Raw genomic sequence first — 25,926 nt, 5'->3', positions numbered from 1 at the left:
CATGAACGAGCAACCCGAACAGCTTCGCAACTTTACGATCAACTTCGGACCGCAGCATCCGGCTGCGCACGGCGTGCTGCGTCTGGTGCTCGAACTGGACGGCGAGGTCGTCGCTCGCGTCGATCCCCATATCGGCCTGCTTCACCGCGGCACCGAGAAGCTGATCGAGCAGAAGACCTATCTGCAGGCGATCCCGTATTTCGACCGCCTCGACTACGTCGCGCCGATGAACCAGGAGCACGCCTTCTGCCTCGCCGCGGAAAAGCTGCTCGGCATCGAGGTGCCGCGCCGCGGCCAGCTGATCCGCGTGCTCTATTGCGAGATCGGCCGCATCCTGTCGCATCTGCTCAACGTCACCACGCAGGCGATGGACGTCGGCGCGCTCACCCCGCCGCTGTGGGGCTTCGAAGAGCGCGAGAAGCTGATGGTGTTCTACGAGCGCGCCTCGGGCAGCCGCATGCACGCGGCCTTCTTCCGCGTCGGCGGCGTGCATCAGGACCTGCCGCAGAAGCTGGTCGACGACATCGAGGCCTGGTGCGATCCGTTCCTGAAGGTCGTCGACGACCTCGACCGCCTGCTCACCGCCAACCGCATCTTCAAGCAGCGCAACGTCGACATCGGCGTGGTGCCGCTGAAGGAAGCCTGGGAGTGGGGCTTTTCGGGCGTGATGGTGCGCGGCTCTGGCGCGGCCTGGGACCTGCGCAAATCGCAGCCCTATGAGTGCTACGCCGAGATGGATTTCGACATCCCGATCGGCAAGAACGGCGACTGCTACGACCGCTATCTGATCCGCATGGAAGAGATGCGCCAGTCCGTGCGCATCATGAAGCAGTGCATCCAGAAGCTGAACGCGCCTGAGGGCAGGGGCCCCGTCGTCGTCGAGGACAACAAGGTCGCACCGCCCCGCCGCGGCGAGATGAAGCGCTCGATGGAAGCGCTGATCCACCACTTCAAGCTCTACACCGAAGGCGTTCACGTGCCGGCCGGCGAGGTCTACGCCGCGGTCGAGGCGCCCAAGGGCGAGTTCGGCGTCTATCTCGTCGCCGACGGCACCAACAAGCCCTACAAGTGCAAGATCCGCGCGCCGGGCTTTGCGCATCTGCAGGCGATGGACCACATCTGCCGCGGCCATCTGCTCGCCGACGTCTCGGCGATCCTGGGCTCGCTCGACATCGTGTTCGGAGAGGTCGATCGGTGATGGCGCAGGCGCCGATCCAGTTTGACCGTGCCTCGGGGGCCCTTGAAGGGGCCAACCTGTGGGAGCGGACGGCTGCCTTGGCGCTGGTGACGGGATCGAAGATCTCCTCGCACTTCTCGCACATGGGCTACATCGCCTGCGCCAACCTGCTGCGGAAGACGCTGCCGGAGCGCAACATCGCGATCAAGCTCAATCCCGACGCCGTGTTCGAATTCCCCTATGGCGACGGCTATTGGAGCAAGCTGCTCAACCGTTCCTATAATTACGAGGACGAGCTGGAGCTCCTGTTCGCCGACTCCATCGACGTCGACTACACGCTGCTCGATTGCGGCGCCAATTACGGCTACTGGTCGGTGCTGGTCTCGAGCAAGCCGTTCGGCGCGCACAAGGCGATCGCGATCGAGCCGTCCGGGCAGAACTATCCGAAGCTTGCCAACAACGCGCGCGTCAACGGCAACCGTTTCGAGACCATGAAATGCGCGATCGGCGCCTCGCGCGGCACCGCGCGGCTGTCGGGCACCAAGCACGAGGCCTTCAGCATCGCCGGCGATCCGTCGTCGGGCGGCGAGGAGGTGCCTGTGATCGCGCTGGACAACCTCATCGACGACGGCAGGATCGCGGCCAGCGGCAAGTACCTGATCAAGCTCGACGTCGAGGGCGTCGAGATCGAGGCGATCAAGGGCGGTGCCCGGCTGCTCGAGACCGACAGCGTCATCATGTGCGAGGAGCACGGCAGCGACCGCTCTCACGCGGTGTCGCGCTTCATCCTCGAGCAGACCCCGATGAAGCTGATGGTGTTCGACCCGCGCAGCAACCGGATGGAGACCGTGACCGAGCTGTCGATCCTCGACCGCATCAAGGTCTCGACCCACGTCGGCTACAACGTTTTCGGCACCGCAAGCGCATTCTGGCAGGACAGGATCGATGTCCTGAATGCGAAAACCGCGCGCCGCATGCAGTGAGAGATTGAAGAGATGTCCGTCCGCCGATTAGCACCGAAGGAAGTCCAGCCCGCGAGCTTTGCGTTCACGGAGGAGAACCTCGCGTTCGCCAAGCAGCAGATCGCGAAATATCCGGCCGGCCGGCAAGCCTCCGCGGTCATCGCGATCCTCTGGCGCGTCCAGGAGCAGCACGACGGCTGGGTCTCGGAAGCCGCCATCCGCGCCGTCGCCGACATGCTCGACATGCCCTATATCCGCGTGCTGGAGGTTGCGACCTTCTACACGATGTTCCAGCTCGCTCCCGTCGGCAAGAAGGCCCACGTCCAGGTTTGCGGCACCACGCCGTGCCGCCTGCGCGGCGCAGAGGACCTCATCCACGTCTGCGAGCACCGCATCCATCACGAGCCCTTCCATCTCTCCAAGGACGGCAATTTCAGCTGGGAAGAGGTCGAGTGCCTGGGGGCCTGCGTGAACGCGCCGATGGTGCTGATCGGCAAGGACACCTATGAGGATCTGACCAAGGAAAGCTTTGGCAAGGTGCTCGACGGCTTTGCCTCCGGCAATCCGCCGAAGCCCGGTCCGCAGAACGGCCGCCAGTTCTCGGCGCCGATCACCGGGCCGACCACTCTGAAGGAGATCACCTGATGCGGGATCTCTCGTCGCCGGCCGTGCAGGGGAGCGGTGTCATGAAGAAGTGGGGCTTCATCGCGATGCATGCCGCAGTGGCGGCCGCCTTCATCTTTCTCCTGCAACGCTTCGGCCTGAACGCGTCGCTGGAATCCAGCCTGCTCTGGGCGCTGACCTTCGCCGTCTGCGCCGCCGGACTTGCCTACAAGCAGTCCATTCGTTGATCGGAAAGCACTGATATGCTCGAGGACAAGGACCGCATCTTCAAGAACCTCTACGGCCTCCACGATTGGGGGCTCGAGGGCGCGCGGCGCCGCGGCGCCTGGGATGGTACGAAGAACATCATCGACAAGGGCCGCGACTGGATCATCAACGAGATGAAGGCGTCGGGCCTGCGCGGCCGCGGCGGCGCCGGCTTCCCGACCGGCCTGAAATGGTCGTTCATGCCGAAGGAATCGACCGACGGCCGGCCGAGCTATCTCGTCGTCAACGCCGACGAATCCGAGCCCGGCACCTGCAAGGATCGCGAGATCATGCGGCACGATCCGCATCTGCTGATCGAGGGCTGCCTGATCGCCAGCTGCGCCATGAACGCGCATGCCTGCTACATCTATGTCCGCGGCGAGTTCATCCGCGAGCGCGAGCATCTCCAGGCCGCGATCGACCAGGCCTATGAGGCCAAGCTGGTCGGCAAGGACAACGTCAACGGCTGGCCGTTCGACATCTATGTCGCGCACGGCGCCGGCGCCTATATCTGCGGCGAAGAGACCGCGCTGCTCGAAAGCCTCGAAGGCAAGAAGGGCCAGCCGCGGCTGAAGCCGCCGTTCCCGGCGAACGTCGGCCTGTTCGGCTGCCCGACCACCGTCAACAACGTCGAGTCGATCGCGGTGGCGCCCGACATCCTGCGCCGCGGCGCGGCCTGGTTCGCCGGCATCGGCCGTCCGAACAATGTCGGCACCAAGCTGTTCTGCATCTCCGGCCATGTCGAGCGGCCCTGCAACGTCGAAGAGGCCATGGGCATCCCGTTCCGTGAGCTGATCGACAAGCATTGCGGCGGCATCCGCGGCGGCTGGGACAACCTCAAGGCCGTGATCCCCGGCGGTTCGTCGGTGCGCATGGTGCCGGCCGAGCAGATCATCGACACGCCGATGGATTTCGACTCCTTGAGCAAGCTGCGCTCGGGCCTCGGCACCGCGGCCGTGATCGTGATGGACAAGTCCACCGACCTGATCCGCGCCATCGCCCGCATCTCCTACTTCTACAAGCACGAGAGCTGCGGCCAGTGCACGCCGTGCCGCGAGGGCACGGGGTGGATGTGGCGCGTGCTGACGCGCATGGCCGATGGCCGCGCCCACAAGCGCGAGATCGACATGCTGCTGGAAGTCACCAAGCAGGTCGAAGGTCACACCATCTGCGCGCTCGGCGACGCAGCCGCCTGGCCGATCCAGGGCCTGATCGCGCATTTCCGTCACGAGATCGAAGCGCGCATCGATGAGTATTCGCACAAGGCCGACATCGACGATATCGGCGTCCGCGATCCCGTGAACATGGTCGCGGCGGAGTAAGAGACATGACCAAGCTCATCATCGACGGCAAAGAGATCGATGTCCCGGCCGAGTACACGCTGCTTCAGGCGTGCGAAGCCGCCGGCGCCGAGATTCCGCGCTTCTGCTATCACGAGCGGCTGTCGATCGCCGGCAATTGCCGGATGTGCCTCGTCGAGGTGAAGGGTGGTCCGAAGCCGGTCGCGAGCTGTGCCTGGGGCGTGCGCGACTGCCGTCCGGGCCCCAAGGGCGAGCCGCCGGAAATTTCGACCCGTTCGCCGATGGTGAAGAAGGCGCGCGAAGGCGTGATGGAATTCCTTCTCATCAACCATCCGCTGGACTGCCCGATCTGCGACCAGGGCGGCGAGTGCGACCTCCAGGACCAGGCGATGGGCTATGGTGTCGACACCAGCCGCTTCGCCGAGAACAAGCGCGCCGTCGAGGACAAGTATCTCGGTGCGCTGGTCAAGACCTCGATGAACCGCTGCATCCAGTGCACGCGCTGCGTCCGCTTCTCGGCGGAAGTGGCCGGCGCCCCCGAGATGGGCGCCACCGGCCGCGGCGAGGACATGGAGATCACGACCTATCTGGAGCACGCGCTGACGTCGGAATTGCAGGGCAACCTCGTCGACATCTGCCCGGTCGGCGCGCTGACCTCGAAGCCCTACGCCTTCGCCGCACGCCCGTGGGAGCTCGGCAAGACCCAGTCGATCGACGTCATGGATGGCGTCGGATCGGCGATCCGCGTCGACACCCGCGGCCGCGAAGTGATGCGCGTGCTGCCGCGCATCAACGAGGCCGTGAACGAGGAGTGGATCTCCGATAAGACCCGCCACATCGTCGACGGCCTGCGCACCCAGCGCCTCGATCGGCCCTATATCCGTGAAGCCGGCAAACTGCGTGCGGCGAGCTGGACCGAGGCCTTTGCCGCGATTGCATCGAAAGCTGCGCGCACCGACGGCAAGCGCATCGGCGCGATCGCCGGCGATCTTGCCGGTGTCGAGGAGATGTTCGCGCTGAAGGATCTGCTCGCCAAATACGGCTCGAGCAATCTGGCGGTGCAGGGCGGCGACGCCTTCGATCCCGCGCTCGGCCGCGGCTCCTATATCTTCAACCCGACGCTTGCAGGCGTCGAGCAGGCCGACGCGCTGCTCGTCATCGGCGCCAATCCGCGGAAAGAAGCGGCGGTGTTCAACGCCCGCATCCGCAAGCGCTGGCGCGCCGGCGGCTTCAAGGTCGGCGTGATCGGCGCCAAGGTCGATCTCACCTACGACTACGACCATCTCGGCGCGGGCACCGACACGCTCGGCGAACTCGCGGCCGGCAAGCACTCCTTCATGGACGTGCTGAAGAACGCCAAGAAACCGATCATCCTGGTGGGCGCTGGCGCGGCCTCGCGTCACGACGGCGCCGCCATCCTGGCTGCCGCCGCCAAGCTCGCGATCGATGTCGGGGCGGTGAAGGACGGCTGGAACGGCTTTGGCGTGCTGCACGAGAGCGCCTCGCGCGTCGGCGCGCTCGACATCGGCTTTTCCGCCACGGCGGGTGGGCTGAACGCAGCGCAGATGACGACCTTCGGGACGCTCGATCTGCTGTTCCTGCTGGGGGCCGACGAGATCAAGGCGCCTGATAGCACCTTCGTCGTCTATATCGGTACCCATGGCGACCGCGGCGCGCACCGCGCCGACGTCATCCTGCCGGCGGCCGCCTACACCGAGAAATCCGCGATCTACGTCAACACCGAAGGCCGCGTGCAGATGACCGGCCGCGCTGCGTTCCCGCCGGGCGAGGCCCGCGAAGACTGGGCGATCGTCCGCGCGCTGTCCGAAGCGCTCGGCAAGAAGCTCGGCTATGACTCGCTTGCCGCGCTGCGCCAGGCGATCTTCAAGGCGGTGCCGCACCTGATCCGTCTCGACCAGATCGAGGCCGGCAGCGCCGACCAGATCAAGAAGCTGGCAGGGAAGGGCGGCTCGCCCGAGAAGGCGCCGTTCAAGCCCACGATCGACGACTTCTACCTGACCAACCCAATCGCGCGTGCGTCCGCCGTGATGGCGGAATGCTCGCGGCTTGCCTCCGGGCAGATGCTGACCGCAGCGGAGTGAGCGTGATCTGATGGAATTCTTCGAAAGCGCATTCTGGACCGGGTTCCTCTGGCCGCTGATCATCATGGTCGCGGAGAGCGTCCTGGTGCTCGTCGTCCTCTTGGTCGCGATCGCCTATATCCTGCTCGCCGACCGCAAGATCTGGGCGGCGGTGCAGATCCGCCGCGGTCCGAACGTGGTCGGCCCCTGGGGCCTGCTGCAATCCTTCGCCGACCTGCTGAAGTTCGTGCTGAAGGAGCCGATCATCCCGGCCGGCGCCAACAAGGGCGTGTTTCTCCTCGCTCCCCTGGTCTCGTGCGTGCTCGCGCTCGCCGCCTGGGCGGTGATCCCGACCAATCTCGGCTGGGTGATCTCCGACATCAATGTCGGCATCCTCTTCATCTTCGCGATCTCGTCGCTGTCGATCTACGGCATCATCATGGCCGGCTGGTCGTCGAACTCGAAGTATCCGTTCCTGGCCGCGCTGCGCTCGGCGGCGCAGATGGTGTCCTATGAAGTCTCGATCGGTTTCGTCATCATCACGGTGCTGCTCTGCGCCGGCACGTTGAACCTGTCGGCGGTGGTCGAGGCCCAGCATGCACGTGGCCTTGCCAGCCTGATCGGGCTGCCGCAGCTCACCATCCTGAACTGGTATGTCTGGCCGCTGTTCCCGATGTTCGTGGTGTTCTACGTCTCGGCGCTGGCGGAAACCAACCGTCCGCCCTTCGACCTCGTCGAAGCCGAATCCGAGCTCGTCGCGGGCTTCATGGTCGAGTACGGCTCGACGCCGTATCTGCTGTTCATGCTCGGCGAGTACGTCGCGATCGTCACGATGTGCGCGATGGCCACGATCCTGTTCCTCGGAGGCTGGCTGCCGCCGGTGGACCTGCCGCCCTTCAACTGGGTGCCGGGGATCATCTGGTTCTCGCTCAAAGTCTTCTTCATGTTCTTCCTGTTCGCGATGGCGAAGGCGATCGTGCCCCGCTACCGCTACGATCAACTGATGCGCCTCGGCTGGAAGGTGTTCCTGCCGCTGTCGCTGGCGATGGTGATCGTGGTGGCCGGTGTGCTGCAATTCGCCGGCATCGCGCCGAAGTGAGGGCCGTCATGGGTATCAACATCAACGCCACCGCACGCTCGCTCCTGCTGTCGGAATTCGTCTCGGCGTTCTTCCTCGCCATGCGCTATTTCTTCCAGCCGAAGCCGACGCTGAACTATCCCTTCGAGAAGGGCCCGATCTCGCCGCGCTTCCGCGGCGAGCACGCGCTGCGCCGCTATCCCAACGGCGAAGAGCGCTGCATCGCCTGCAAGCTGTGCGAAGCGGTCTGCCCGGCGCAGGCCATCACCATCGAGGCCGGCCCGCGCCGCAACGACGGCACCCGCCGCACCGTGCGCTACGACATCGACATGGTGAAGTGCATCTATTGCGGCCTCTGCCAGGAGGCTTGTCCGGTCGATGCCATCGTCGAAGGTCCGAACTTCGAGTTCGCGACCGAGACCCGCGAGGAACTGTTCTATGACAAGGCCAAGCTGCTCGCCAATGGCGACCGCTGGGAACGCGAGATCGCAAAAGCGATCGAGCTCGACGCGCCGTACCGGTGAGATGAGAGCATGATCCTTCCCGCGCTGTTCTTCTATCTCTTCGCCGGCGTCTGCGTCGCCTCGGCGGTGATGGTGATTGTCTCGCGCAATCCCGTGCACTCCGTGCTGTACCTGATCCTGGCCTTCGTCAACGCCTCCGGCCTGTTCGTGCTGATGGGCGCCGAGTTCCTCGGCATGATGCTGATCGTCGTCTATGTCGGCGCGGTCGCGGTGCTGTTCCTGTTCGTGATCATGATGCTCGACGTCGACTTCCTCGAGCTGCGCGAGGGCTTCATCGAGTACCTGCCGGTCGGCCTCGTGATCGGCGGCATCTTCCTGTTCGAGCTGCTGCTCACCGTCGGCTTCTGGGTCATCAACCCCGGCGTCGCCAAGACGATCACGGCGGCGATCCCGACCAACGTGTCGAACACCGAGGCGCTCGGCCTCGTGCTCTATACGAAGTACATCCACTACTTCCAGCTCTCGGGCATGGTGCTCCTGGTCGCCATGATCGGTGCCATCGTGCTGACGCTCAGGCACAAGGCGAGCGTGAAGCGGCAGGACATCAACGTTCAGAACGCGCGCACGCCCGACATGGCGATGGCGATGCGCAAGGTGGCGCCAGGGCAGGGGCTCTCGGATGCCGATGCGGCGGAGTGGGTGAAATGACGATCGGGCTCGGACACTACCTGGCGGTCGGCGCGATCCTGTTCACGCTCGGGATCCTCGGCATCTTCCTGAACCGCAAGAACATCATCGTCATCCTGATGTCGATCGAGCTGATCCTGCTCTCGGTCAACATCAACCTCGTGGCGTTCTCGACCTTCCTTGGCGACATCGTCGGCCAGGTCTTCGCGCTTCTGGTGCTGACGGTTGCTGCTGCTGAAGCGGCGATCGGTCTCGCCATCCTGGTGGTCTATTTCCGCAACCGTGGCTCGATCGCGGTTGAGGACGTCAATCTGATGAAGGGCTGAGCTCACAAATGGTTCAGGCAATCGTTTTCCTGCCTCTGCTGGGCGCCGTCCTCGCCGGCCTGATCGCGCTATTCGGCGCGCATGCCCGCAACCCCTCGGGCGACGAGGTCGAGCATCATGGCGACCATGGTCACGGTGATGCGCATGCATCCGCGGCCCATGACGACCATGGCCATGACGATCACGGCCACGACGACCACGGCCCGGCCGAGCCGGCAGCGGCAGGCTCGCGCGCGGCGGAGCTGATCACCACCGCACTGCTGTTCGTGTCGGCGGCGCTGTCCTGGATGACGCTGGTCGATGTCGGCTTCATGCATCACGACATGCGGATTCCGCTGTTGCCGTGGATCCTGTCCGGCGACCTCCAGGTCTACTGGACGCTGCGGGTCGATACGCTGACCGCCGTGATGCTGGTGGTGGTGACGACCGTGTCCTCGCTCGTGCACCTCTATTCCATCGGCTACATGGACGAGGATCCAAACCGGCCGCGCTTCTTCGGATATCTCTCGCTGTTCACCTTCGCCATGCTGATGCTGGTGACGGCGGACAATCTGGTCCAGCTGTTCTTCGGCTGGGAAGGCGTGGGTCTGGCCAGCTACCTGCTGATCGGCTTCTGGTACCAGAAGCCGTCGGCGAACGCCGCCGCCATCAAGGCCTTCGTGGTCAACCGCGTCGGCGACTTCGGTTTTGCGCTCGGCATCTTCGCGATCTTCATGCTGGCCGGCTCGACCGATTTCGAGACGATCTTCCATGCCGCGCCCGGCCTGACCGGCAAGACCATCGACTTCCTCGGCTGGCACGCCGATGCGCTGACCCTGACCTGCCTGCTGCTGTTCATGGGCGCGATGGGCAAGTCGGCGCAGTTCCTGCTGCACACCTGGTTGCCGGACGCGATGGAAGGCCCGACCCCGGTCTCGGCGCTGATCCACGCCGCGACCATGGTCACCGCGGGCGTCTTCATGGTGGCGCGCCTGTCGCCGCTGTTCGAGCTCGCCCCGAACGCGCAGGCGGTCGTGATGTTCTTCGGCGCCACCACGGCGTTTTTCGCCGCGACCATCGGCCTCGTCCAGAACGACATCAAGCGCATCGTCGCCTACTCGACCTGTTCGCAGCTCGGCTACATGTTCGTGGCGATGGGGGCAGGGGCCTATTCGGTCGGCATGTTCCACCTTTTCACGCACGCCTTCTTCAAGGCGCTGCTGTTCTTGGGCTCCGGCTCGGTGATCTACGCGATGCACCACGAGCAGGACATCCGCAACATGGGCGGCCTCTGGAAGAAGATCCCCTACACCTACGCGGTGATGGTGGTCGGCACGCTGGCCCTGACCGGCTTCCCGCTCACGGCCGGCTACTTCTCCAAGGACGCGATCATCGAAGCGGCCTACGCCTCGCACAATCCGTTTGCGATCTACGGCTTCCTGATGACGATCGTGGCGGCAGGCCTGACCTCGTTCTACTCCTGGCGCCTGATCTTCAAGACCTTCCACGGCGAGCCGCATGACCAGCATCACTACGAGGCCGCACATGAGGCCCCGATCTGGATGCTGATCCCGATCGGCGTGCTCGCGGTCGGCTCCATCATGGCCGGTTTCCCGTTCAAGGAGCTGTTCGCCGGTCACGGCATCGAGGAGTTCTTCCGCGAGTCCGTGAAGATGAACCCGCACATCATCGAGGAGATGCACCACATCCCCGAGACCATCGCCTTCCTGCCGACGGTGATGATGGTGCTGGGCTTCCTGGTGTCGTACCTGTTCTACATCCGCCGGCCGTATCTGCCGGTCGAGCTCGCGAACACGCAGCCGATGCTGTACCAGTTCCTGCTCAACAAATGGTACTTCGACGAGCTGTACGACTTCATCTTCGTCCGTCCGGCGAAGTGGATCGGCTACCAGCTCTGGAAGAAGGGCGACGGCTTCGTCATCGACGGCTTCGGGCCCGACGGCATCTCCGCCCGCGTGCTGGACGTCACCCGCAACGTCGTGAAGATCCAGACCGGCTATCTCTATCACTACGCTTTCGCCATGCTGATCGGCGCTGCCGGCCTGATCACCTGGTTCATGTTCGGCTTTGGAGGCCAGTAAATGACGACCTGGCCCATTCTATCGGTCACGACGTTCCTGCCGCTGGTCGGCGCGCTGATCGTCTATCTCAGCCGCGGTGACGACGAGGCTAGCAGGCGCAACTCGCGCTGGATCGCGTTGTGGACCACGCTGATCACCTTCGCGGTGTCGGTGATCCTGGTCATGCGCTTCGATCCGGCGAATGCCGATTTCCAGTTCGTCGAGAAGGCGAACTGGCTCGCCACCGGCATCACCTACCACATGGGTGTGGACGGCATTTCACTGCCGCTCGTGATCCTCACCACCGCGATCATGCCGTTCTGCATCATCGCGAGCTGGAAGGCGATCACCAGCCGCGTCCGCGAATACATGATGGCGTTCCTGATCCTGGAAACGCTGATGATCGGCACCTTCTCGGCGCTCGATCTCGTGCTGTTCTACCTGTTCTTCGAGGGCGGCCTGATCCCGATGTTCCTGATCATCGGCGTCTGGGGCGGCCCGCGCCGGGTCTACGCGTCGTTCAAGTTCTTCCTCTACACGCTGCTCGGCTCGGTGCTGATGCTGCTCGCCATCATGGCGCTGTACTGGAACGGCGGCACCACCGACATCCCGACCCTGATGCACACCGCCGTGCCGCGGTCGCTGCAGACCTGGGCGTGGCTCGCCTTCTTCGCCTCCTTCGCGGTGAAGATGCCGATGTGGCCGGTGCACACCTGGCTGCCCGACGCGCACGTCGAGGCGCCGACCGCCGGCTCGGTGGTCCTCGCCGCGATCCTGCTGAAGATGGGCGGCTACGGCTTCCTGCGCTTCTCGCTGCCGATGTTCCCGCTGGCTTCGCACGACTTCGCGCCGCTGGTCTTCACGCTCTCGGCCATCGCCATCATCTACACCTCGCTGGTGGCCTTGATGCAGGAGGACATGAAGAAGCTGATCGCGTACTCGTCGGTGGCGCATATGGGCTTCGTCACCATGGGCATCTTCGCCGGCACCATGCAGGGCGTCGCCGGCGGCGTGTTCCAGATGATCTCGCACGGCATCGTCTCCGGCGCGCTGTTCCTCTGCGTCGGCGTCGTCTACGACCGCCTGCACACCCGCGAGATCGCGGCCTATGGCGGCCTCGTCAACCGGATGCCGCTCTACGCGCTGACCTTCATGGTGTTCACCATGGCCAATGTCGGCCTGCCCGGCACCTCCGGCTTCGTCGGCGAGTTCATGACGCTGCTCGGCACCTTCAAGGTCTCGATCCCGACCGCGTTCTTCGCCACCTTCGGCGTGATCCTGTCGGCGGGCTACGCGCTGTGGCTCTACCGCAAGGTCGTGTTCGGGGCGCTGGTCAAGCCGTCGCTGACGAGCATGAAGGATCTCACTCTGCGCGAGTGCGTGACGCTGTTCCCGCTGATCGCGCTGACGATCCTGTTCGGCGTCTATCCGAAGCCGGTGCTCGACATGTCGGCCGCCTCGGTCCAGCAACTCGTCAACAATTACAACACCGCTGTGACGGCCGTGAAGGCCGCCGCACTGCTCCAGTGATTGGGCAGGTCAGGATATCGTCATGAGCTTTTCGACTGCAGGTTATCAACTGGCGCCGGTGCTGCCCGAGCTCGTGCTCGCGATCGGCGCGATGGCGCTTCTGATGCTGGGCGCCTATCGCGGGCAGGAGACCACCAGGACGGTCACGACGCTGGCGGTCCTGCTCCTGATCGTGGTCGGCGTGCTCGAATACATGCTGCCCGCGGGCAAGCAGGTGACCTTCGGCGGCAGCTTCATCGTCGACGATTTCGCCCGCTTCATGAAGATCCTGGCCCTGATCGGCTCGGCGGTGACGCTGGTGCTGTCGACCGAATTCCTGTCCGATCCCTCCCGCCGCATCTTCGAATACGCCATCCTGGTGCTGCTCTCGACGCTCGGCATGATGGTGCTGATCTCGGCCGGCGATCTGATCTCGCTCTATCTCGGCCTCGAATTGATGTCGCTGGCGCTCTACGTCGTGGCGGCCTCGAACCGCGACAACGCCAAGTCGACCGAAGCCGGCCTGAAGTATTTCGTGCTCGGCGCGCTGTCCTCGGGCATGCTGCTGTACGGCTCCTCGCTGGTCTACGGCTTCACCGGCACGGTCAGCTTCACCGGCATCGCGGCCGCCGCGACGGTCTCCAACGTCGGTCTCGTGTTCGGCCTGGTCTTCCTGCTCGCCGGCCTCTGCTTCAAGGTCTCGGCCGTGCCGTTCCACATGTGGACGCCTGATGTCTACGAGGGCGCTCCGACGCCGGTTACCGCCTTCTTCGCCTCGGCGCCGAAGGTGGCCGCGCTCGCCGTCTTCACCCGCGTCACGCTGACCGCATTCCCCGGCATCGTCTCGCAGTGGCAGCAGATCCTGGTGTTCGTGGCGATCGCCTCGATGGTGCTCGGCTCCTTCGCCGCGATCGGCCAGAGCAACATCAAGCGCCTGATGGCGTACTCCTCGATCGGCCACATGGGTTTTGCCCTGGTCGGCCTTGCCTCCGGCACCGTCGAGGGCGCGCAGGGCGTGCTGATGTACATCGTGATCTATGTCGCGATGACGCTCGGCTCGTTCTCGGTCATCCTCGCCATGAAGCGCAACGGCCAGGCCGTCGAGAAGATCAGCGATTTCGCCGGTCTGTCGCGCACCAACCCGCTGCTCGCCTTCATGTTCGCAATGCTGCTGTTCTCGCTTGCGGGCATCCCGCCGCTCGCCGGCTTCTTCGCGAAGTGGTACGTGTTCGTCGCCGCCATCAAGGCGAACCTGTTCACGCTGGCCGTGATCGGCGTGCTCTCCAGCGTGGTCGGCGCCTACTACTATCTCGCCATCGTCAAGACGATGTATTTCGACGAGCCGGCCGGTCAGGTCGATCCGGTGCGCGTCGAGGTGAAGACGGTGCTGGCGGTCGCAGGCCTGTTCAACATCCTGTTCGCGCTGTTTGCCGGCCCGGTGGTGAGCGTCGCCTCCGCCGCCGCCAAGTCGCTGTTCTAGGATGGGATTCGCGCTCGGTCCTCGCGCACTCCAGGCGGGCTACAAGCTCGCCGCTTTCGAACGGACCGGCTCGACCAATAGCGAGGCGATCGAGCGCGCCAGGGGCGGCGAACGCGGCCCGATGTGGTTCGTCACGTCCGAGCAGACCGCCGGCCGCGGCCGGCGCCAGCGCGCCTGGATCGCGCCGCGCGGCAATCTCGCCGCCAGCATCCTCGAAGTCATGACCGTGCCGCCCGCCGTCGCGGCCACGCTCGGCTTTGCCGCCGGGCTGGCGGAGGAGGCGGCGCTGGAGAAGGTCAGCCTGGAGGCCGCGCTGCGCCTCGGCGAGGGCCGTCCCCGCTACGCCCTGAAATGGCCGAATGACGTGCTGGCCGGCGGCCGGAAGCTGGTCGGCATCGGGCTCGAGGCCGAGATCATCGGCGACCGGCTCGCCGTCGTCGTCGGCATCGGCACCAACGTCGTCGCGGCGCCCGAGGGAACGCCGACGCCCGCGGTGTCGCTGGCAGCGCTCGGCGTCCAGATCAGCGCCGAGGAGCTGTTTTCCGCCCTGTCCGACGCCTGGGTCGAGTTCCGCGGCATCTGGGACAATGGCCGCGGCTTTGCCGAGATCCGCAGGCTCTGGCTGGAGCGAGCCGCCGGCCTCGGCGAGAGGGTTGCGATCAACACGGGGACGACGACGCTGGAAGGCATTTTCGACACGATCGATGATACCGGTTGCCTGATCGTCCGCACCGCTGACGGCCGACGCCTGCCGGTGGCGGCCGGCGAGGTGTTCTTCGGCTCGGCCGCCTCCGTGGGAGCTGCGTGATGGCGAAACCCGACGAACTGGTATTTGCGCCGCTCGGCGGCGTCGGCGAGATCGGCATGAACCTGTCGATCTACGGCCTCGGCAACCGCCAGCAGCGTTCTTGGCTGGCGGTCGATCTCGGCGTCTCCTTCGGCGACGAGGAGCATCTGCCGGGCATCGACCTGATCATGCCCGACATCAGCTTCCTGGAGAAGGAACGCAAGAACTTGATGGGCCTCGTGCTGACGCACGCCCATGAGGACCATTTCGGCGCCATCATCGACCTCTGGCCGAAGCTGAAATGCCCGATCTACGCGACCCAGTTCAGCGCCGCATTGTTCGAAGCCAAATGCGCCGCCGAGCGCAACGCGCCGAAGATTCCGGTGACGGTGGTGCCGTCGGGAGGTCGCGTCGATATCGGCCCGTTCAACGTCGAGTTCATCCCGGTCGCGCATTCGATTCCGGAATCGCACGCGCTGGCGATCCACACCGAAGCCGGCATCGTGCTGCACACCGGCGACTGGAAGATCGATCCGACCCCGATCATCGGCCGCCCGACCGACGAAAAACGGCTGCGCGAATTGGGCGATGCGGGCGTGCTCGCCCTGATCGGCGATTCCACCAACGCCGTGCGCGACGGCCGCTCGCCTTCCGAAGCGGAGGTCGCCAGGACCATTGCCGGGCTGGTCAAGGCCGCCAAGGGCAGGGTGGCCGTGACGACCTTCGCCTCCAACGTCGCGCGCATCAAGGCGGTCGCCGACGCCGCCAGGGCGGCCGACCGCGAGGTCGTCGTGGTCGGGCGCGCCATGGACCGCGTGTCGCAGGTCGCACGCGAGACCGGCTATCTCGACGGCGTGCAGAACTTCCGCTCGACCGAGGTCTACGGCCATCTGCCGCAGGACAAGGTGCTGGCGCTCTGCACCGGCAGCCAGGGCGAGGCCCGCGCGGCGCTGGCGCGCATCGCCAATGACGACCATCCCGAGATCACCCTCAACCGCGGCGACTGCGTGATCTTCTCCTCGCGCACCATTCCCGGCAACGAGAAGGCGGTCGGCTCGATCATCAACAACCTCGTGCTCCAGGGCGTCGAGGTCATCACCGACCGCGACGCGCTGGTCCACGTCTCCGGCCATCCCCGCCGCGACGAGCTGCGCGACATGATCGCCTGGGTCAGGCCGCAGCTCCTGATCCCCGTCCATGGCGAGGCCCTGCACCTGCACGAGCACGCCAAGCTGGCGCGCGCCGCCGGCGTGCCGCGCGTGCTGGTCGTCCGCAACGGCGACCTCGTCAAGCTCGGCCCCGGCGATCCCGGCATCGTCGGCGAGGTGCCGTCCGGCCGCCTCTACAAGGACGGCACCATCCTGGAGGACTCCAAGTCCCGTGCCGTGGTCGAGCGGCGCCGCATGGCTTTCTCCGGCTGCGCCTTCGTCGCGATCGCCATGACCGCGCAGGGCGAGCTGGTCGACGAACCCGCGGTCGATCTCGTCGGCGTTCCCGAGAAGAACCGGGCGGGCGAGCCCTTCGACGACCTGGTTTTCGACGCCGTGATGTCGACGATCGAGGGCCTGCCGAAGGCGCGCCGCCGCGATCCGGACGCGCTGGCCGAGTCGGTGCGACGCGCGGTCCGGGCCGTGATCAATGAACATTGGGGCAAGAAGCCCGCCTGTCTGGTACACGTGCTGACAGTCTAGTTTGGGCATGATCTTTTCGGAAAACCGCTTCATGCTTTGCGCTAACGCGGCCCTTCGGGTCCGGATCATGCCGTAAGGGAGATGACCATGCTGGGCCGGCTCAACCATGTCGCGATCGCGACCAAGGATGCCGTCAAGGCCGCGAAGATCTACGGCGCCGCGTTCGGGGCGCAGATATCGGAGGCCGTGCCGCTGCCCGAGCATGGTGTCACCACCGTGTTCGCGACCCTGCCCAACACCAAGATCGAGTTCATCGAGCCGCTTGGCGAGGCCTCGCCGATCGCAAAATTCCTCGAGCGCAACGCGGACGGCGGCATCCATCACGTCTGCTATGAGGTCGTCGACATCATCGCCTCGCGCGACACGCTGGTGAAGGAGGGCGCGCGGGTGCTCGGCGACGGCGTGCCGAAGATCGGTGCCCATGGCAAGCCGGTGCTGTTCCTGCACCCCAAGGACTTTTCCGGCGCGCTGGTCGAAATCGAGCAGGCGTAAGGCCGCCCCATGGCCATCCAGATATCGACCGCGATCGCGATCTACTTCGTCATCTGGTGGATCGCGCTGTTCCTGACGCTGCCGTTCGGCGTGCGCAGCCAGCACGAGGATGGCGTCGGCGCACCCGGCACCGATCCCGGCGCGCCGATCCTGACGCGGATGGGGCGCAAGCTGATCTGGACCACGATCATCTCGGCGATCATCTACGGCGCGGGCCTTGCCGCCTACCACGCCGGCTATCTCTCGATCGAGCGCCTGTCGAAACTGATGGGCATGCCGTTCTAACGTTTTGTGTTGCGTCGTCATTGGGGGAAACGAATGACTTTTCAGAGGATCGTCATCGCGCTTCTGGTGCTGATCGTCGCGGGCCTGGGCGCCATCGGCTATGTCGAGTGGAAGATGGCCGTGCAGGTGCGGACGCTGAAGGCGTTCGTCGAGGGCTATGTCTTCAACGAGGCCGTGATGGCCTGCGAGCAGGCCAAGAGCTCGACGCCGTTCAAATGGAACGGCGGCAAGAGCACCTCGGTCATCGGCCTGAACTCGGTCAAGCCCGACAAATACAACGTCATCGCCAGCTACACGCTGGTGGCGGACGGCGTCTATTGCGACTACGATCCGATCAAAAGAAAGGCCGAGATCGGCTCGAGCTTCCTGGAGCGGGAGTAACGATCCGGCCCATATATGGGGTGGATCGTCATGACCGGAGATCGGGCCGGGGACTACCGCATTCTGCACGAGGCGGCGTTGCGGGATTATCTCGCTGATGTGCCGGACCTCGTGGCGCTGCTCGGCGCCGAGCCGGTGTCCTGGTCGATCACCGAGGTCGGCGACGGCAATCTCAACCTCGTCTTCATCGTCAAGGGGGACCGCGGCGGCATCGCCGTGAAGCAGGCGCTGCCCTACGTCCGTCTCGTCGGCGAAAGCTGGCCGCTGCCGCTGTCGCGCGCCCATTACGAATTTTTGGCCCTGTCCCGGCAGGCCGAGCTTGCGCCCGGCCTCGTGCCGGCCCTGCTGCATCACAACGAGACACTGGCGCTGACGGTGATGGAGCTGCTCGAGCCCCACATCATCATGCGCAAGGGGCTGGTCGCGGCAACGCACTATCCGCGCTTTGCGGGCGACATCACCACCTTCATGGCGCGGATGCTGTTCTTCACCTCCGACCTTGCGCTCTCCGCGGCCGAGAAAAAGCAGGGCATCGCGGCGTTTGCCGGCAACCATGCGCTCTGCAAGATCACCGAGGATTTGATCTTCACCGATCCCTACCGCATCGCCGAGCAGAACCGCTGGACCGCGCCTTACCTCGACGGCCTGGCCGCGAGCCTGCGCGACGACATGGACCTGCACGTCGCGATCTCTCGCCTCAAACTGAAGTTCATGGCAAGCCCGGAAGCGCTGCTCCATGGCGACCTCCACACCGGATCGATCATGGTCACGGAGGGCCAGACACGGGTGATCGATCCCGAATTCGCGTTCTACGGCCCGATGGGATTCGACGTCGGCGCCGTGCTGGCCAATTTGCTGATGGCCTATTTCGCCTCCGCCGGTCATGAGCGCTCGCCGGGCGAGCGGGCCACGTTCGAGGGCTGGGTGCTGGAAACAGTCGAGCAGGTCTGGAACGGGTTCGCCCGCAAATTCCTCGATCTCTGGCGCGCCGGCGCGGCCGGTGACGCCTACCCGGTCTCGCTCTTTGCCGGCGAGCAGGGCGCCGCGTGCCTGGAGACCGAGCGGCAGGCCTATATGCAGCGGCTGTTCGCCGACACCGTCGGCTTTGCCGGTGCAAAGACCATCCGCCGCATCTTCGGCCTCGCCCACAACATCGATTTCGAGCTGATCGAGGATCCCCGGAGGCGGGCGGTCAGCGAAGCCCGCGCCGTGCGGCTGGCACGTGCGATGATGGTGGAGGCGGGGGCGTTTCCGGCTATCGCGGACGTCACCGGCGCCGCGCGAAAGCTGCGGGATTGGCAGCCGGAATTGTCCGGCTGAGGACGTCGCGCGAGGACGCTCCGTCATTGCGAGCAACAAGCGCAACTGCTTCACCGTCACCCTCTGAGGTGCCGGCGCCTTGCGGCGCAATTGCGCCGCTGGGCGGAGGCCTCGAAGGGCGACAGCCCAGCTGCATCGTGGCCGTGCATGCTTCGAGGCCCCCGTACGCGATGCGACCGCATCGCATGCTCCTCAGTATGACGGTCACATGATCTACGAGAGCCCAAGGGGCCAAGGGGCCAAGCGGCCAAGGGGCCAAGCGGCCAAGGGGCCTCAATACAGACGCATCGGCAGTGCGGCGCCGTCCGGGCCGACCAGCAGGCCCCAGGTCTCATTCGCCGCGACCTCGAACTGTCGGCTCGAGGCTGCGTTGCCGCCCACCTTCAGGTTGACCTTGTACTTGCCCGGCGGCAGATCGAGCTTTTGACTGTCCGGCAATTCGCCAGCCGCGTTGTCCGAATGCGCCAGTTCCTGGCCGGCGTGCGCCGCCAGGTTGATGGTTCGCTCATTGACGGTGATATCAGCCGCTTCATCCGTCTTGTTGCCGAGCAGCAGCCTCACTTGCCCCGGCTTCGGCAGGAGGCCGGCCGTTGCGATCGCCGGCTTGCGCAGCGAAACATCGACGATGGTCTTGTTGTCCTGACGGGTCAGCCGGAGCGACGCCGGTCCGTCTGGCGTCGTGAAGCCGATCACGGCCCGGTCCGGCTCGACCACCGCACCGTCAGTCTCGGTCCAGCCGCGGCCGCCGAGTTCGGCGCGATAGAAGCCGAGCACGGCCTTGAGATCGCGCGGCGTCTCGACATAGGCCGACCTGATGAAGCGCGAGTTCTTGGCGGTCATCAGGCCCCAACCGCTGGGGAGCGGCAGACCCATGTCTTCGGACATTTTGCTCTCGAAGGTCCGGCTTGCGGCCCGTGCCAGCACTCCAACGGCGTTGCAGAACAGGCGCTCGCCGAGATAGTCGGGGGCACAACGGTCCCTGACCGCCCACCAGGTATCGTCGACATACCCGTTTGACTGCGAGGTGTGGGACCAGCCGGCGTGGATGGTGTTAGTCGAGCTGTCCCGAGCGGGGTCCGGCGTGACGGGGATCGCCATCGCCGTCGTCGCCGCGACCAGACTGCCCGCAAGCAAGACACCTAACGTTCGGCGATTCATTTCTTTCGCGGTCCTTGGCACTCAGATGATGTTCCTGAGCTTGGTCGCGTTGATCACGGAAAATGTTCACTGGTCCTGGTCGCGCGATGACGCACCGCGTCAATCGGAGGTGTGCATCGCTGGGGGATGCAACCCGACCGCCGAGGTCTCCGTTGCTGCCTCAGGAACCGGCATCGGTTGGCATCAAAACGATGCTTGCTTTCGACAGGCGACGAATGATCAAATCCCTGATCGGAATACCTGCGTTGTTGAGGGACACATGATGTTCAGGATGATGGCGATCGTCGCGGGCCTGGGACTGGCGCTTGCCGCCACGGCGGAGGCCCAGACGCCGCGCAAGGGCGGAACCATCCGCATGACGGCGCCCTATGGTTCGAGCTTCACCAGCCTCGACATTCACACCACCCAGCGCGCCCAGGACGAGATCTACGCCAAGGGGCTGCACCGCTCGCTCTACATCTGGAACTCCGCGGAAGGCAAACCGGTTCTGGAGCTTGCCAAGGAGGACGTGGTCTCGGGCGGAGGCCTCGTTCACACCTTCAAGCTGCGCGACGACGCCTATTTCCACAATGGCCGCAAGATGACCGCCGACGACGTCATCTGGTCCTACAACCGCATCATGGACGGCGCCAAGGCCTATCCCGGCGCGCGCTATGTCCGCGTGATCGAGGGCGCCGCCGCGGTCGAGAAGGGCCAGGCCAAGGACATCTCCGGCCTGAAGAAGATCGACGATTTCACCGTTGAGATGAAGCTGACCGAGAAGGTCGATCCCGGCTTCTACTTCTTTACCGCGCTGACCTCGATCTATCCCGCCGACGAGGCCGCCAAGGAGGGGTTCATCCAGAAGCCGATCGGCCTTGGGCCGTTCAAATTCGTCGAGCACGTGCCGGGATCGCGCATGGTCCTGGAGCGGTGGGACCGGTTCTACAAGCCCGGCAAACCCTATGCCGACAAGCTCATCGTGTCGGTCATGGGCGAGGCCGCGGCCCGCGATGTCGCCTTCCGCAACAAGGAGATCGACACCTCGGTGCTGGGACCGGCGCAGTATGTCGCCTACCAGTCCGACGCGGACCTCAAGGGCACCATCGTCGAGGTCGCCGAGGTCTTCACGCGCTACATGGGGATGAATCCCGCCTTCAAGCCGTTCTCCGACAAGCGTGTCCGGCAGGCGATCAACTATGCGATCGACACCGATTTGATCATCAACAAGCTGGTCAAGAACAAGGCCTATCGCGCCACCAGCTGGCTGCCGCTGACCTCGCCGCTCTACGACAAGACCATGAAGCCCTACGCCTACGATCCCGCCAAGGCCAAGCAGCTGCTTGCTGAAGCGGGCTATCCCTCGGGCTTCGAATTCGAATGGACCACCAGCCAGAACGAGAGCTGGGGCCTGCCGATCGTCACGGCCGTCATCCCGATGCTGGACAGAGTGGGCATCAAGGCGAAGGTCAAGCAGGTCGAGGCCGCGGTGCTGTCGGAGGTGGTCCGCAGCGGCGACTACCAGGCCTTCATCTATTCCCAGCAGACCGGCCCGGATCCGCAAGCCGCCCTGAAATGCTTCCACTCGTCGACGCCGCAATCGGCCTGCAACTACATGAACTTCAAGAACGCCGACTTCGACAAGCTGATCGATGAGGCCGGACAGACCGACGACGTCGCAAAGCGCGGCCAGCTGCTGCAAAAGGCCAATGCGCTGCTCTATGAGGAGGCCCCGGTCTGGTTCTTCAACTACAACAAGGCGGTCATGGCGGTGCAGCCGTGGCTCAAGGGCGTCCAGCTCAACGCGACGGAGCTGACCCACCAGAGCGTCGAGGACCTCTGGGTCGACGAGACCTCGCCCGCGAAGTGACACGCGCTCTCGCGCTCCCTCCATCGTGACAACGATGGGGGGAGAGAAGAAAAGTGCCGATGCTCTCCTTCCTGATCCGTCGCCTTCTGCAAACCGTTCCGACCGTGCTGGCCGTCGTGATGCTGGTGTTCGTACTGTTCAGCGTCGTTCCGGGCAGCATCGTCTCGACCATGAGCGATGACAGCGATCCGCAGGTCGAAGCGCGCATGAAGAAGCAGCTCGGCCTCGACCAGCCCGTCTACCTGCGCTTCGGCTCCTATATCGGCAAGCTCGCGACCGGCGATTTCGGGACGTCGTTCCGGACGCGCGAGCCTGTTACGACCATGATCGCCAAGCGGATGGGGCCGACGCTGCAATTGATCTTCGCGTCCATGGCGTTTGCGGTCGTGATCGGCGTGCCGCTCGGCTTCGTCGCGGCGTTGCGGCCGGGTGGTATCGTCGACAGCGCAGCGATGGTCGTGGCGGTGTCGGGTCTTTCGATGGCCAAGTTCTGGCTCGGCCTGCTGCTGATGTACCTGTTCGCGCTGAAACTCGGCTGGCTGCCGAGTTTTGGCTATGGCGACGGCGGCCTCAAGAATCTGATCCTGCCGGCCGTGACACTCGGCGTCTCGCCGATGGCGCTGCTGGCCCGGACGACGCGCGCCGCAGTCCTCGAGATCATGCACGCCGACTTTGTCCGCACGGCGCGGTCCAAGGGCATGAGCGAGACGCGCGTCGTGAAATGGCACGTGATGCGCAACGCGCTCGTCCTCATTCTCACGACCATGGGCCTGCAATTCGGCGCGCTGATGGGGCAGGCGGTGGTCGTCGAAAAACTGTTCTCCTGGCCGGGCATCGGCTCGCTGCTGGTCGACAGCGTGCTCCAGCGTGACATTCCCGCCGTCCAGGGCTCCATTCTCGTGGTCGTGCTGTTCTTTCTCGCGATCAATCTTCTGATCGACCTGCTTTACGGCGTGATCGATCCCAGGATCAGATACGCATGAAGTTCCGCGCCAATCTCGTCATCGGTGGGGTATTGTTCGCGCTTGCGATCCTGGTCGGCCTGCTCGCGCCCTGGCTGGCGCATACCGATCCCGTTCTGGACGCCAATCTGATGAACGCCGAGGAGCCGCCGAGCTGGACCTGGTGGTTCGGCACCGACGGGCAGGGCCGCGACATCTATTCCCGCGTCGTCTACGGTGCGCGCATCTCGCTGACGGTCGGCATCGTCTCGCAGCTCATCAACAGCGTCATCGGCGTGGCTCTGGGCCTCAGCGCCGGCTATTTTGGCGGCTGGTGGGACGATGTCGTCAATGCGCTCACCAATCTCATGCTCGCGATTCCCTCGCTGATCTTCGCGCTCGCCATCATGGCGGTGCTTGGGCCCGGCCTGACCAGCCTGCTGATCGCACTCGGGCTGACCAACTGGTCCTTCACCTGCCGGATCGCCCGGGCCTCGGCGCTGTCGCTGAGGAGCCAGGGCTATGTGCAGGCCGCGACCGTGCTCGGTTACGGCGACTTTCGCATCATGCTCACGCAGCTGCTGCCGAACATGCTCGGCCCCCTCATCGTCATCGGCACGCTCGGCATGGGCAGCGCGGTGCTGTCCGAAGCCGCATTGTCGTTCCTCGGCCTCGGCGTCCGCCCGCCGTTTCCGAGCTGGGGCAGCATGTTGTCGGAAGCCCGCGACCAGATCACGACGGCGCCCTGGCTCTCGGTCTTTCCGGGCCTTGCCATCTTCCTGACGGTGCTCGGCCTCAACCTGCTCGGCGATGGCCTGCGCGACATCCTCGATCCCCAATCGCGGAGCCGGCGTACATGACCGGCGCGCCGCTGATTGAAGTCGAGGATCTGCGCATCGATCTCGACGATGGATCGAGGCGCGTTGCGGCGGCCGAGGGCATTTCGTTCCGGATCGATCGCGGCGAGACGTTCGGCCTTGTCGGCGAATCCGGCTGCGGCAAGAGCATCACGGCGCTCTCTCTGATCGGCCTGTTGCGGCAACCCTTGTCGATCGGCGCCGGTGCCATACGATTTGACGGCCGGGAGATCCAGCATCTTTCGGCGGCCAAGCAGCGGGAGCTGCGCGGCAACCGCATCGCCATGATCTTCCAGGAGCCGATGACGGCGCTGAATCCGGTCTCGCCGGTGGGCCGGCAGATCGCCGAGATGTTCGTGCTGCACAAGGGCAAGAGCTGGCGGGAGGCCAACCAGCTGGCGGTCGAGGCGCTGGCGAATGTTCGCGTCCCCGCGCCGGAACGCCGGGTGAAGGATTACCCGCACCAGCTCTCCGGCGGCATGCGTCAGCGCGTGATGATCGCCATCGCGCTCGCCTGCGGTCCGGATCTGCTGATCGCCGACGAGCCGACCACGGCGCTCGACGTCACTGTGCAGGCGGAGATCATCGAGCTGATGCGCAATCTGTGCGCCGAGCGGGGAACGGCGATCCTGATGATCAGCCACGATCTTGGCCTGGTTGCCAATGTCTGTCGCCGCGTGGCGGTCATGTATGCCGGCCGCATCGTCGAGGAGCGCGGCTCGGCCGATATTTTTCGCAGCCCCTCGCATCCCTATACGCAAGGCCTCGTCGACTCGCTGCCGCGGCTTGGCAGCCGCGCCGCGCTTGGCCGTAGCAGGCTCAAGGAGATCGCAGGTGTCGTCCCGGCCATCACGAGCTTTCCTGATGGCTGCCGATTCAATCCGCGCTGTGCGCAGGCGACCGACATTTGCCGGACCACAGCGCCGGAGACGGATTTGCTGGAGGCGGGCGGCCTGGTGAGGTGTCACCATCATGCATGAGCCGCAGGACAGGGCGGACGACGTCATTCTCAGCGTGGAAGACCTCGCGGTTCATTTTCCGCTGGGCGGCGGCTTGCTCAGCCGTGAACGGCGGCTGCTCCGGGCCGTCGACGGTGTCGATCTCACGCTGAAGCGCGGCGAATGCCTCGGCCTCGTCGGCGAATCCGGCTCGGGCAAGTCGACGGTCGCATTGTCGATCCTGGGCCTGTTGAAGCCGACGCGCGGCCGTATCGTGGTGGACGGGCAGGTCGTGACGGACGGGCCATCCAGCGATCGCAAGGCGCTGGCCCGCACCGTACAGATCGTGTTTCAGGATCCCTACGCCTCGCTCAATCCGCGCCAGACCGTTCGCCGCACGCTGGAGGATCCCCTGCGCGTGCACGGCGTGACCGCCAAGAGCGAGATCGAGGATCGCGTCGCGATCATGCTGCGGCATGTCGGCCTGCGGCCCGAACAGGCGGGCCGCTATCCCCATGAATTCTCCGGCGGCCAGCGCCAGCGCATCGGTATTGCCCGCGCCCTGATCCTCAATCCCAGGATCGTCATCTGCGACGAGCCCGTCTCGGCGCTCGACGTCTCGATCCGCGCCCAGATCATCAATCTGCTGCTGGAATTGAAGGACACGCTCGGTCTTTCCTACATCATGATCAGCCACGACCTCGGCGTCGTCGAACACATGAGCGACAAGGTCGCCGTGATGTATCTCGGCCGCATGGTGGAGAACGGCGACTGGCGCGAGATCTTCGAACGGCCCGCGCACCCCTACACCCAAGCCCTGATCGCCGCCATCCCCGATCCGCTGCGCCATGCGCCGCTCGCGACGACCGGCGGCGACCTTCCCAATCCCCTCAATCCGCCGAACGGCTGCGCGTTCAGCCCACGCTGTCGTTATGCGGAGGCGGTGTGCCGGAGCGAGCCGGGGCCGGTGCTGGAGACGCGGGCCGATGGGCACGCGGTGAGGTGTTGGCGGGCTGACGAGATTGCGGGGCAGATGGTATTGGCCCCCACTTAGGGCGTGTACTCATAAACCCGATCAGCCCGCGCGGAGGTCGTGCCGCGTCCGTTTGGTCTTCAAGACCGGACACGGTCAGTTCGCCCTAGTTAGTCGGCTAAGGGCCGATTCTGTTGAAAAAGGCGGCGGTTGCGACGCAGAGGGATCAGTGATTCAGTCTGTCTAATTGGCAGGACTG

The 25,926-nt window shown here is 65.1% G+C and carries 25 protein-coding genes; 24 read left to right on the top strand and 1 reads right to left on the bottom strand.

The window, feature by feature from the left end; genetic code table 11:
• Position 1 precedes the first annotated feature (1 nt).
• From AC1RUR_RS21130 to mtnK, 19 genes are all read left to right on the top strand, one after another.
• Complete coding sequence (locus AC1RUR_RS21130; protein WP_492847457.1) at positions 2–1,198, top strand: NADH-quinone oxidoreductase subunit D; 1,197 nt, start codon at positions 2–4, stop codon at positions 1,196–1,198.
• Positions 1,198–2,160 carry an FkbM family methyltransferase gene (locus tag AC1RUR_RS21125; RefSeq protein ID WP_492847455.1) on the top strand — a complete coding sequence of 321 codons (963 nt, stop codon included), beginning with the start codon at positions 1,198–1,200 and terminating at the stop codon, positions 2,158–2,160. The genes AC1RUR_RS21130 and AC1RUR_RS21125 overlap by 1 nt, the downstream gene beginning before the upstream one ends.
• 12 nt (positions 2,161–2,172) lie before the next feature.
• Positions 2,173–2,784 carry an NADH-quinone oxidoreductase subunit NuoE gene (gene nuoE, locus AC1RUR_RS21120; RefSeq protein WP_492847453.1) on the top strand — a complete coding sequence of 204 codons (612 nt, stop codon included), beginning with the start codon at positions 2,173–2,175 and terminating at the stop codon, positions 2,782–2,784.
• Positions 2,784–2,990 carry a hypothetical protein gene (locus AC1RUR_RS21115; protein WP_492847451.1) on the top strand — a complete coding sequence of 69 codons (207 nt, stop codon included), beginning with the start codon at positions 2,784–2,786 and terminating at the stop codon, positions 2,988–2,990. Before nuoE ends, AC1RUR_RS21115 begins: the two co-directional genes overlap by 1 nt.
• Positions 2,991–3,005: 15 nt before the next feature.
• Positions 3,006–4,331 (top strand): NADH-quinone oxidoreductase subunit NuoF, encoded by a 1,326-nt coding sequence (gene nuoF, locus AC1RUR_RS21110; RefSeq protein ID WP_492847449.1) that lies wholly within the window; start codon positions 3,006–3,008, stop codon positions 4,329–4,331.
• Positions 4,332–4,336: 5 nt separating this feature from the next.
• Complete coding sequence (gene nuoG / locus AC1RUR_RS21105; protein WP_492847447.1) at positions 4,337–6,412, top strand: NADH-quinone oxidoreductase subunit NuoG; 2,076 nt, start codon at positions 4,337–4,339, stop codon at positions 6,410–6,412.
• A 10-nt stretch (positions 6,413–6,422) separates the two neighbouring features.
• Positions 6,423–7,490 carry an NADH-quinone oxidoreductase subunit NuoH gene (gene nuoH, locus AC1RUR_RS21100; RefSeq protein ID WP_492847445.1) on the top strand — a complete coding sequence of 356 codons (1,068 nt, stop codon included), beginning with the start codon at positions 6,423–6,425 and terminating at the stop codon, positions 7,488–7,490.
• 14 nt (positions 7,491–7,504) lie between these two features.
• A complete protein-coding gene (nuoI, locus tag AC1RUR_RS21095) occupies positions 7,505–7,993 on the top strand; it encodes an NADH-quinone oxidoreductase subunit NuoI (protein ID WP_026232873.1) in 489 nt (162 codons plus the stop codon).
• A 9-nt stretch (positions 7,994–8,002) separates the two neighbouring features.
• Positions 8,003–8,641 carry an NADH-quinone oxidoreductase subunit J gene (locus AC1RUR_RS21090; RefSeq protein ID WP_492847443.1) on the top strand — a complete coding sequence of 213 codons (639 nt, stop codon included), beginning with the start codon at positions 8,003–8,005 and terminating at the stop codon, positions 8,639–8,641.
• Positions 8,638–8,946 carry an NADH-quinone oxidoreductase subunit NuoK gene (nuoK, locus tag AC1RUR_RS21085; RefSeq protein ID WP_008547737.1) on the top strand — a complete coding sequence of 103 codons (309 nt, stop codon included), beginning with the start codon at positions 8,638–8,640 and terminating at the stop codon, positions 8,944–8,946. Before AC1RUR_RS21090 ends, nuoK begins: the two co-directional genes overlap by 4 nt.
• Positions 8,947–8,954: 8 nt before the next feature.
• A complete protein-coding gene (gene nuoL, locus AC1RUR_RS21080) occupies positions 8,955–11,027 on the top strand; it encodes an NADH-quinone oxidoreductase subunit L (RefSeq protein WP_492847441.1) in 2,073 nt (690 codons plus the stop codon).
• Complete coding sequence (locus AC1RUR_RS21075) at positions 11,028–12,536, top strand: NADH-quinone oxidoreductase subunit M (RefSeq protein ID WP_492847439.1); 1,509 nt, start codon at positions 11,028–11,030, stop codon at positions 12,534–12,536.
• Between the two features lie 22 nt (positions 12,537–12,558).
• A complete protein-coding gene (gene nuoN, locus AC1RUR_RS21070; RefSeq protein WP_492847437.1) occupies positions 12,559–13,995 on the top strand; it encodes an NADH-quinone oxidoreductase subunit NuoN in 1,437 nt (478 codons plus the stop codon).
• A gap of 1 nt (position 13,996) precedes the next feature.
• Positions 13,997–14,803 carry a biotin--[acetyl-CoA-carboxylase] ligase gene (locus AC1RUR_RS21065; RefSeq protein WP_492847435.1) on the top strand — a complete coding sequence of 269 codons (807 nt, stop codon included), beginning with the start codon at positions 13,997–13,999 and terminating at the stop codon, positions 14,801–14,803.
• The gene (locus AC1RUR_RS21060) at positions 14,803–16,473 is read left to right on the top strand and encodes a ribonuclease J (RefSeq protein ID WP_492847433.1); all 1,671 of its coding nucleotides are present in this window, start codon (positions 14,803–14,805) and stop codon (positions 16,471–16,473) included. The genes AC1RUR_RS21065 and AC1RUR_RS21060 overlap by 1 nt, the downstream gene beginning before the upstream one ends.
• 87 nt (positions 16,474–16,560) lie before the next feature.
• On the top strand, positions 16,561–16,965 hold the full coding sequence (gene mce, locus AC1RUR_RS21055) for a methylmalonyl-CoA epimerase (RefSeq protein WP_157330446.1): 405 nt from the start codon (positions 16,561–16,563) through the stop codon (positions 16,963–16,965).
• Positions 16,966–16,974: 9 nt separating this feature from the next.
• Positions 16,975–17,250 carry a DUF1467 family protein gene (locus tag AC1RUR_RS21050; RefSeq protein ID WP_298245079.1) on the top strand — a complete coding sequence of 92 codons (276 nt, stop codon included), beginning with the start codon at positions 16,975–16,977 and terminating at the stop codon, positions 17,248–17,250.
• Positions 17,251–17,283: 33 nt separating this feature from the next.
• On the top strand, positions 17,284–17,631 hold the full coding sequence (locus AC1RUR_RS21045; protein WP_492847430.1) for a hypothetical protein: 348 nt from the start codon (positions 17,284–17,286) through the stop codon (positions 17,629–17,631).
• A 30-nt stretch (positions 17,632–17,661) separates the two neighbouring features.
• Positions 17,662–18,951, top strand: a complete 1,290-nt coding sequence (gene mtnK / locus AC1RUR_RS21040) for an S-methyl-5-thioribose kinase (protein WP_492847428.1) — start codon at positions 17,662–17,664, stop codon at positions 18,949–18,951.
• Positions 18,952–19,224: 273 nt separating this feature from the next.
• On the opposite strand, the gene AC1RUR_RS21035 is transcribed toward mtnK, so the two are convergent.
• Positions 19,225–20,109 carry a hypothetical protein gene (locus AC1RUR_RS21035; protein ID WP_492847426.1) on the bottom strand — a complete coding sequence of 295 codons (885 nt, stop codon included), beginning with the start codon at positions 20,107–20,109 and terminating at the stop codon, positions 19,225–19,227.
• A 259-nt stretch (positions 20,110–20,368) separates the two neighbouring features.
• Here AC1RUR_RS21035 and AC1RUR_RS21030 point away from each other — a divergent pair, with 259 nt between their 5' ends.
• Genes AC1RUR_RS21030 through AC1RUR_RS21010 form a run of 5 tightly spaced genes read left to right on the top strand, consistent with a single transcriptional unit; the run spans position 20,369 to position 25,748 of the window.
• Positions 20,369–21,958 carry an ABC transporter substrate-binding protein gene (locus AC1RUR_RS21030; RefSeq protein WP_492847424.1) on the top strand — a complete coding sequence of 530 codons (1,590 nt, stop codon included), beginning with the start codon at positions 20,369–20,371 and terminating at the stop codon, positions 21,956–21,958.
• Positions 21,959–22,017: 59 nt separating this feature from the next.
• Entirely contained in the window at positions 22,018–22,941 is a 924-nt protein-coding gene (locus AC1RUR_RS21025) for an ABC transporter permease (RefSeq protein ID WP_492847861.1), read from the top strand.
• Complete coding sequence (locus AC1RUR_RS21020; RefSeq protein ID WP_492847422.1) at positions 22,938–23,759, top strand: ABC transporter permease; 822 nt, start codon at positions 22,938–22,940, stop codon at positions 23,757–23,759. Before AC1RUR_RS21025 ends, AC1RUR_RS21020 begins: the two co-directional genes overlap by 4 nt.
• The gene (locus tag AC1RUR_RS21015) at positions 23,756–24,736 is read left to right on the top strand and encodes an ABC transporter ATP-binding protein (RefSeq protein ID WP_492847420.1); all 981 of its coding nucleotides are present in this window, start codon (positions 23,756–23,758) and stop codon (positions 24,734–24,736) included. The genes AC1RUR_RS21020 and AC1RUR_RS21015 overlap by 4 nt, the downstream gene beginning before the upstream one ends.
• Positions 24,729–25,748 carry an ABC transporter ATP-binding protein gene (locus AC1RUR_RS21010; protein ID WP_492847418.1) on the top strand — a complete coding sequence of 340 codons (1,020 nt, stop codon included), beginning with the start codon at positions 24,729–24,731 and terminating at the stop codon, positions 25,746–25,748. The genes AC1RUR_RS21015 and AC1RUR_RS21010 overlap by 8 nt, the downstream gene beginning before the upstream one ends.
• Positions 25,749–25,926 lie beyond the last annotated feature (178 nt).

Source organism: Bradyrhizobium sp. GW821-FHT12B03 (genome assembly GCF_058807535.1).
The sequence above is the reverse complement of the archived record's forward strand: the minus strand, read 5'-3'. Positions and strand labels throughout refer to the sequence as shown.

Excerpts from the sequence above, each read along its gene's own strand:
- AC1RUR_RS21130 (WP_492847457.1), top strand. The coding sequence starts at position 2 with ATGAACGAGCAACCCGAACAGCTTCGCAACTTTACGATCAACTTCGGA.
- AC1RUR_RS21125 (WP_492847455.1), top strand. The coding sequence starts at position 1,198 with ATGGCGCAGGCGCCGATCCAGTTTGACCGTGCCTCGGGGGCCCTTGAA.
- nuoE (WP_492847453.1), top strand. The coding sequence starts at position 2,173 with ATGTCCGTCCGCCGATTAGCACCGAAGGAAGTCCAGCCCGCGAGCTTT.
- AC1RUR_RS21115 (WP_492847451.1), top strand. The coding sequence starts at position 2,784 with ATGCGGGATCTCTCGTCGCCGGCCGTGCAGGGGAGCGGTGTCATGAAG.
- nuoF (WP_492847449.1), top strand. The coding sequence starts at position 3,006 with ATGCTCGAGGACAAGGACCGCATCTTCAAGAACCTCTACGGCCTCCAC.
- nuoG (WP_492847447.1), top strand. The coding sequence starts at position 4,337 with ATGACCAAGCTCATCATCGACGGCAAAGAGATCGATGTCCCGGCCGAG.
- nuoH (WP_492847445.1), top strand. The coding sequence starts at position 6,423 with ATGGAATTCTTCGAAAGCGCATTCTGGACCGGGTTCCTCTGGCCGCTG.
- AC1RUR_RS21090 (WP_492847443.1), top strand. The coding sequence starts at position 8,003 with ATGATCCTTCCCGCGCTGTTCTTCTATCTCTTCGCCGGCGTCTGCGTC.
- nuoK (WP_008547737.1), top strand. The coding sequence starts at position 8,638 with ATGACGATCGGGCTCGGACACTACCTGGCGGTCGGCGCGATCCTGTTC.
- nuoL (WP_492847441.1), top strand. The coding sequence starts at position 8,955 with ATGGTTCAGGCAATCGTTTTCCTGCCTCTGCTGGGCGCCGTCCTCGCC.
- AC1RUR_RS21075 (WP_492847439.1), top strand. The coding sequence starts at position 11,028 with ATGACGACCTGGCCCATTCTATCGGTCACGACGTTCCTGCCGCTGGTC.
- nuoN (WP_492847437.1), top strand. The coding sequence starts at position 12,559 with ATGAGCTTTTCGACTGCAGGTTATCAACTGGCGCCGGTGCTGCCCGAG.
- AC1RUR_RS21065 (WP_492847435.1), top strand. The coding sequence starts at position 13,997 with ATGGGATTCGCGCTCGGTCCTCGCGCACTCCAGGCGGGCTACAAGCTC.
- AC1RUR_RS21060 (WP_492847433.1), top strand. The coding sequence starts at position 14,803 with ATGGCGAAACCCGACGAACTGGTATTTGCGCCGCTCGGCGGCGTCGGC.
- mce (WP_157330446.1), top strand. The coding sequence starts at position 16,561 with ATGCTGGGCCGGCTCAACCATGTCGCGATCGCGACCAAGGATGCCGTC.
- AC1RUR_RS21050 (WP_298245079.1), top strand. The coding sequence starts at position 16,975 with ATGGCCATCCAGATATCGACCGCGATCGCGATCTACTTCGTCATCTGG.
- AC1RUR_RS21045 (WP_492847430.1), top strand. The coding sequence starts at position 17,284 with ATGACTTTTCAGAGGATCGTCATCGCGCTTCTGGTGCTGATCGTCGCG.
- mtnK (WP_492847428.1), top strand. The coding sequence starts at position 17,662 with ATGACCGGAGATCGGGCCGGGGACTACCGCATTCTGCACGAGGCGGCG.
- AC1RUR_RS21035 (WP_492847426.1), bottom strand. The coding sequence starts at position 20,109 with ATGAATCGCCGAACGTTAGGTGTCTTGCTTGCGGGCAGTCTGGTCGCG.
- AC1RUR_RS21030 (WP_492847424.1), top strand. The coding sequence starts at position 20,369 with ATGATGTTCAGGATGATGGCGATCGTCGCGGGCCTGGGACTGGCGCTT.
- AC1RUR_RS21025 (WP_492847861.1), top strand. The coding sequence starts at position 22,018 with ATGCTCTCCTTCCTGATCCGTCGCCTTCTGCAAACCGTTCCGACCGTG.
- AC1RUR_RS21020 (WP_492847422.1), top strand. The coding sequence starts at position 22,938 with ATGAAGTTCCGCGCCAATCTCGTCATCGGTGGGGTATTGTTCGCGCTT.
- AC1RUR_RS21015 (WP_492847420.1), top strand. The coding sequence starts at position 23,756 with ATGACCGGCGCGCCGCTGATTGAAGTCGAGGATCTGCGCATCGATCTC.
- AC1RUR_RS21010 (WP_492847418.1), top strand. The coding sequence starts at position 24,729 with ATGCATGAGCCGCAGGACAGGGCGGACGACGTCATTCTCAGCGTGGAA.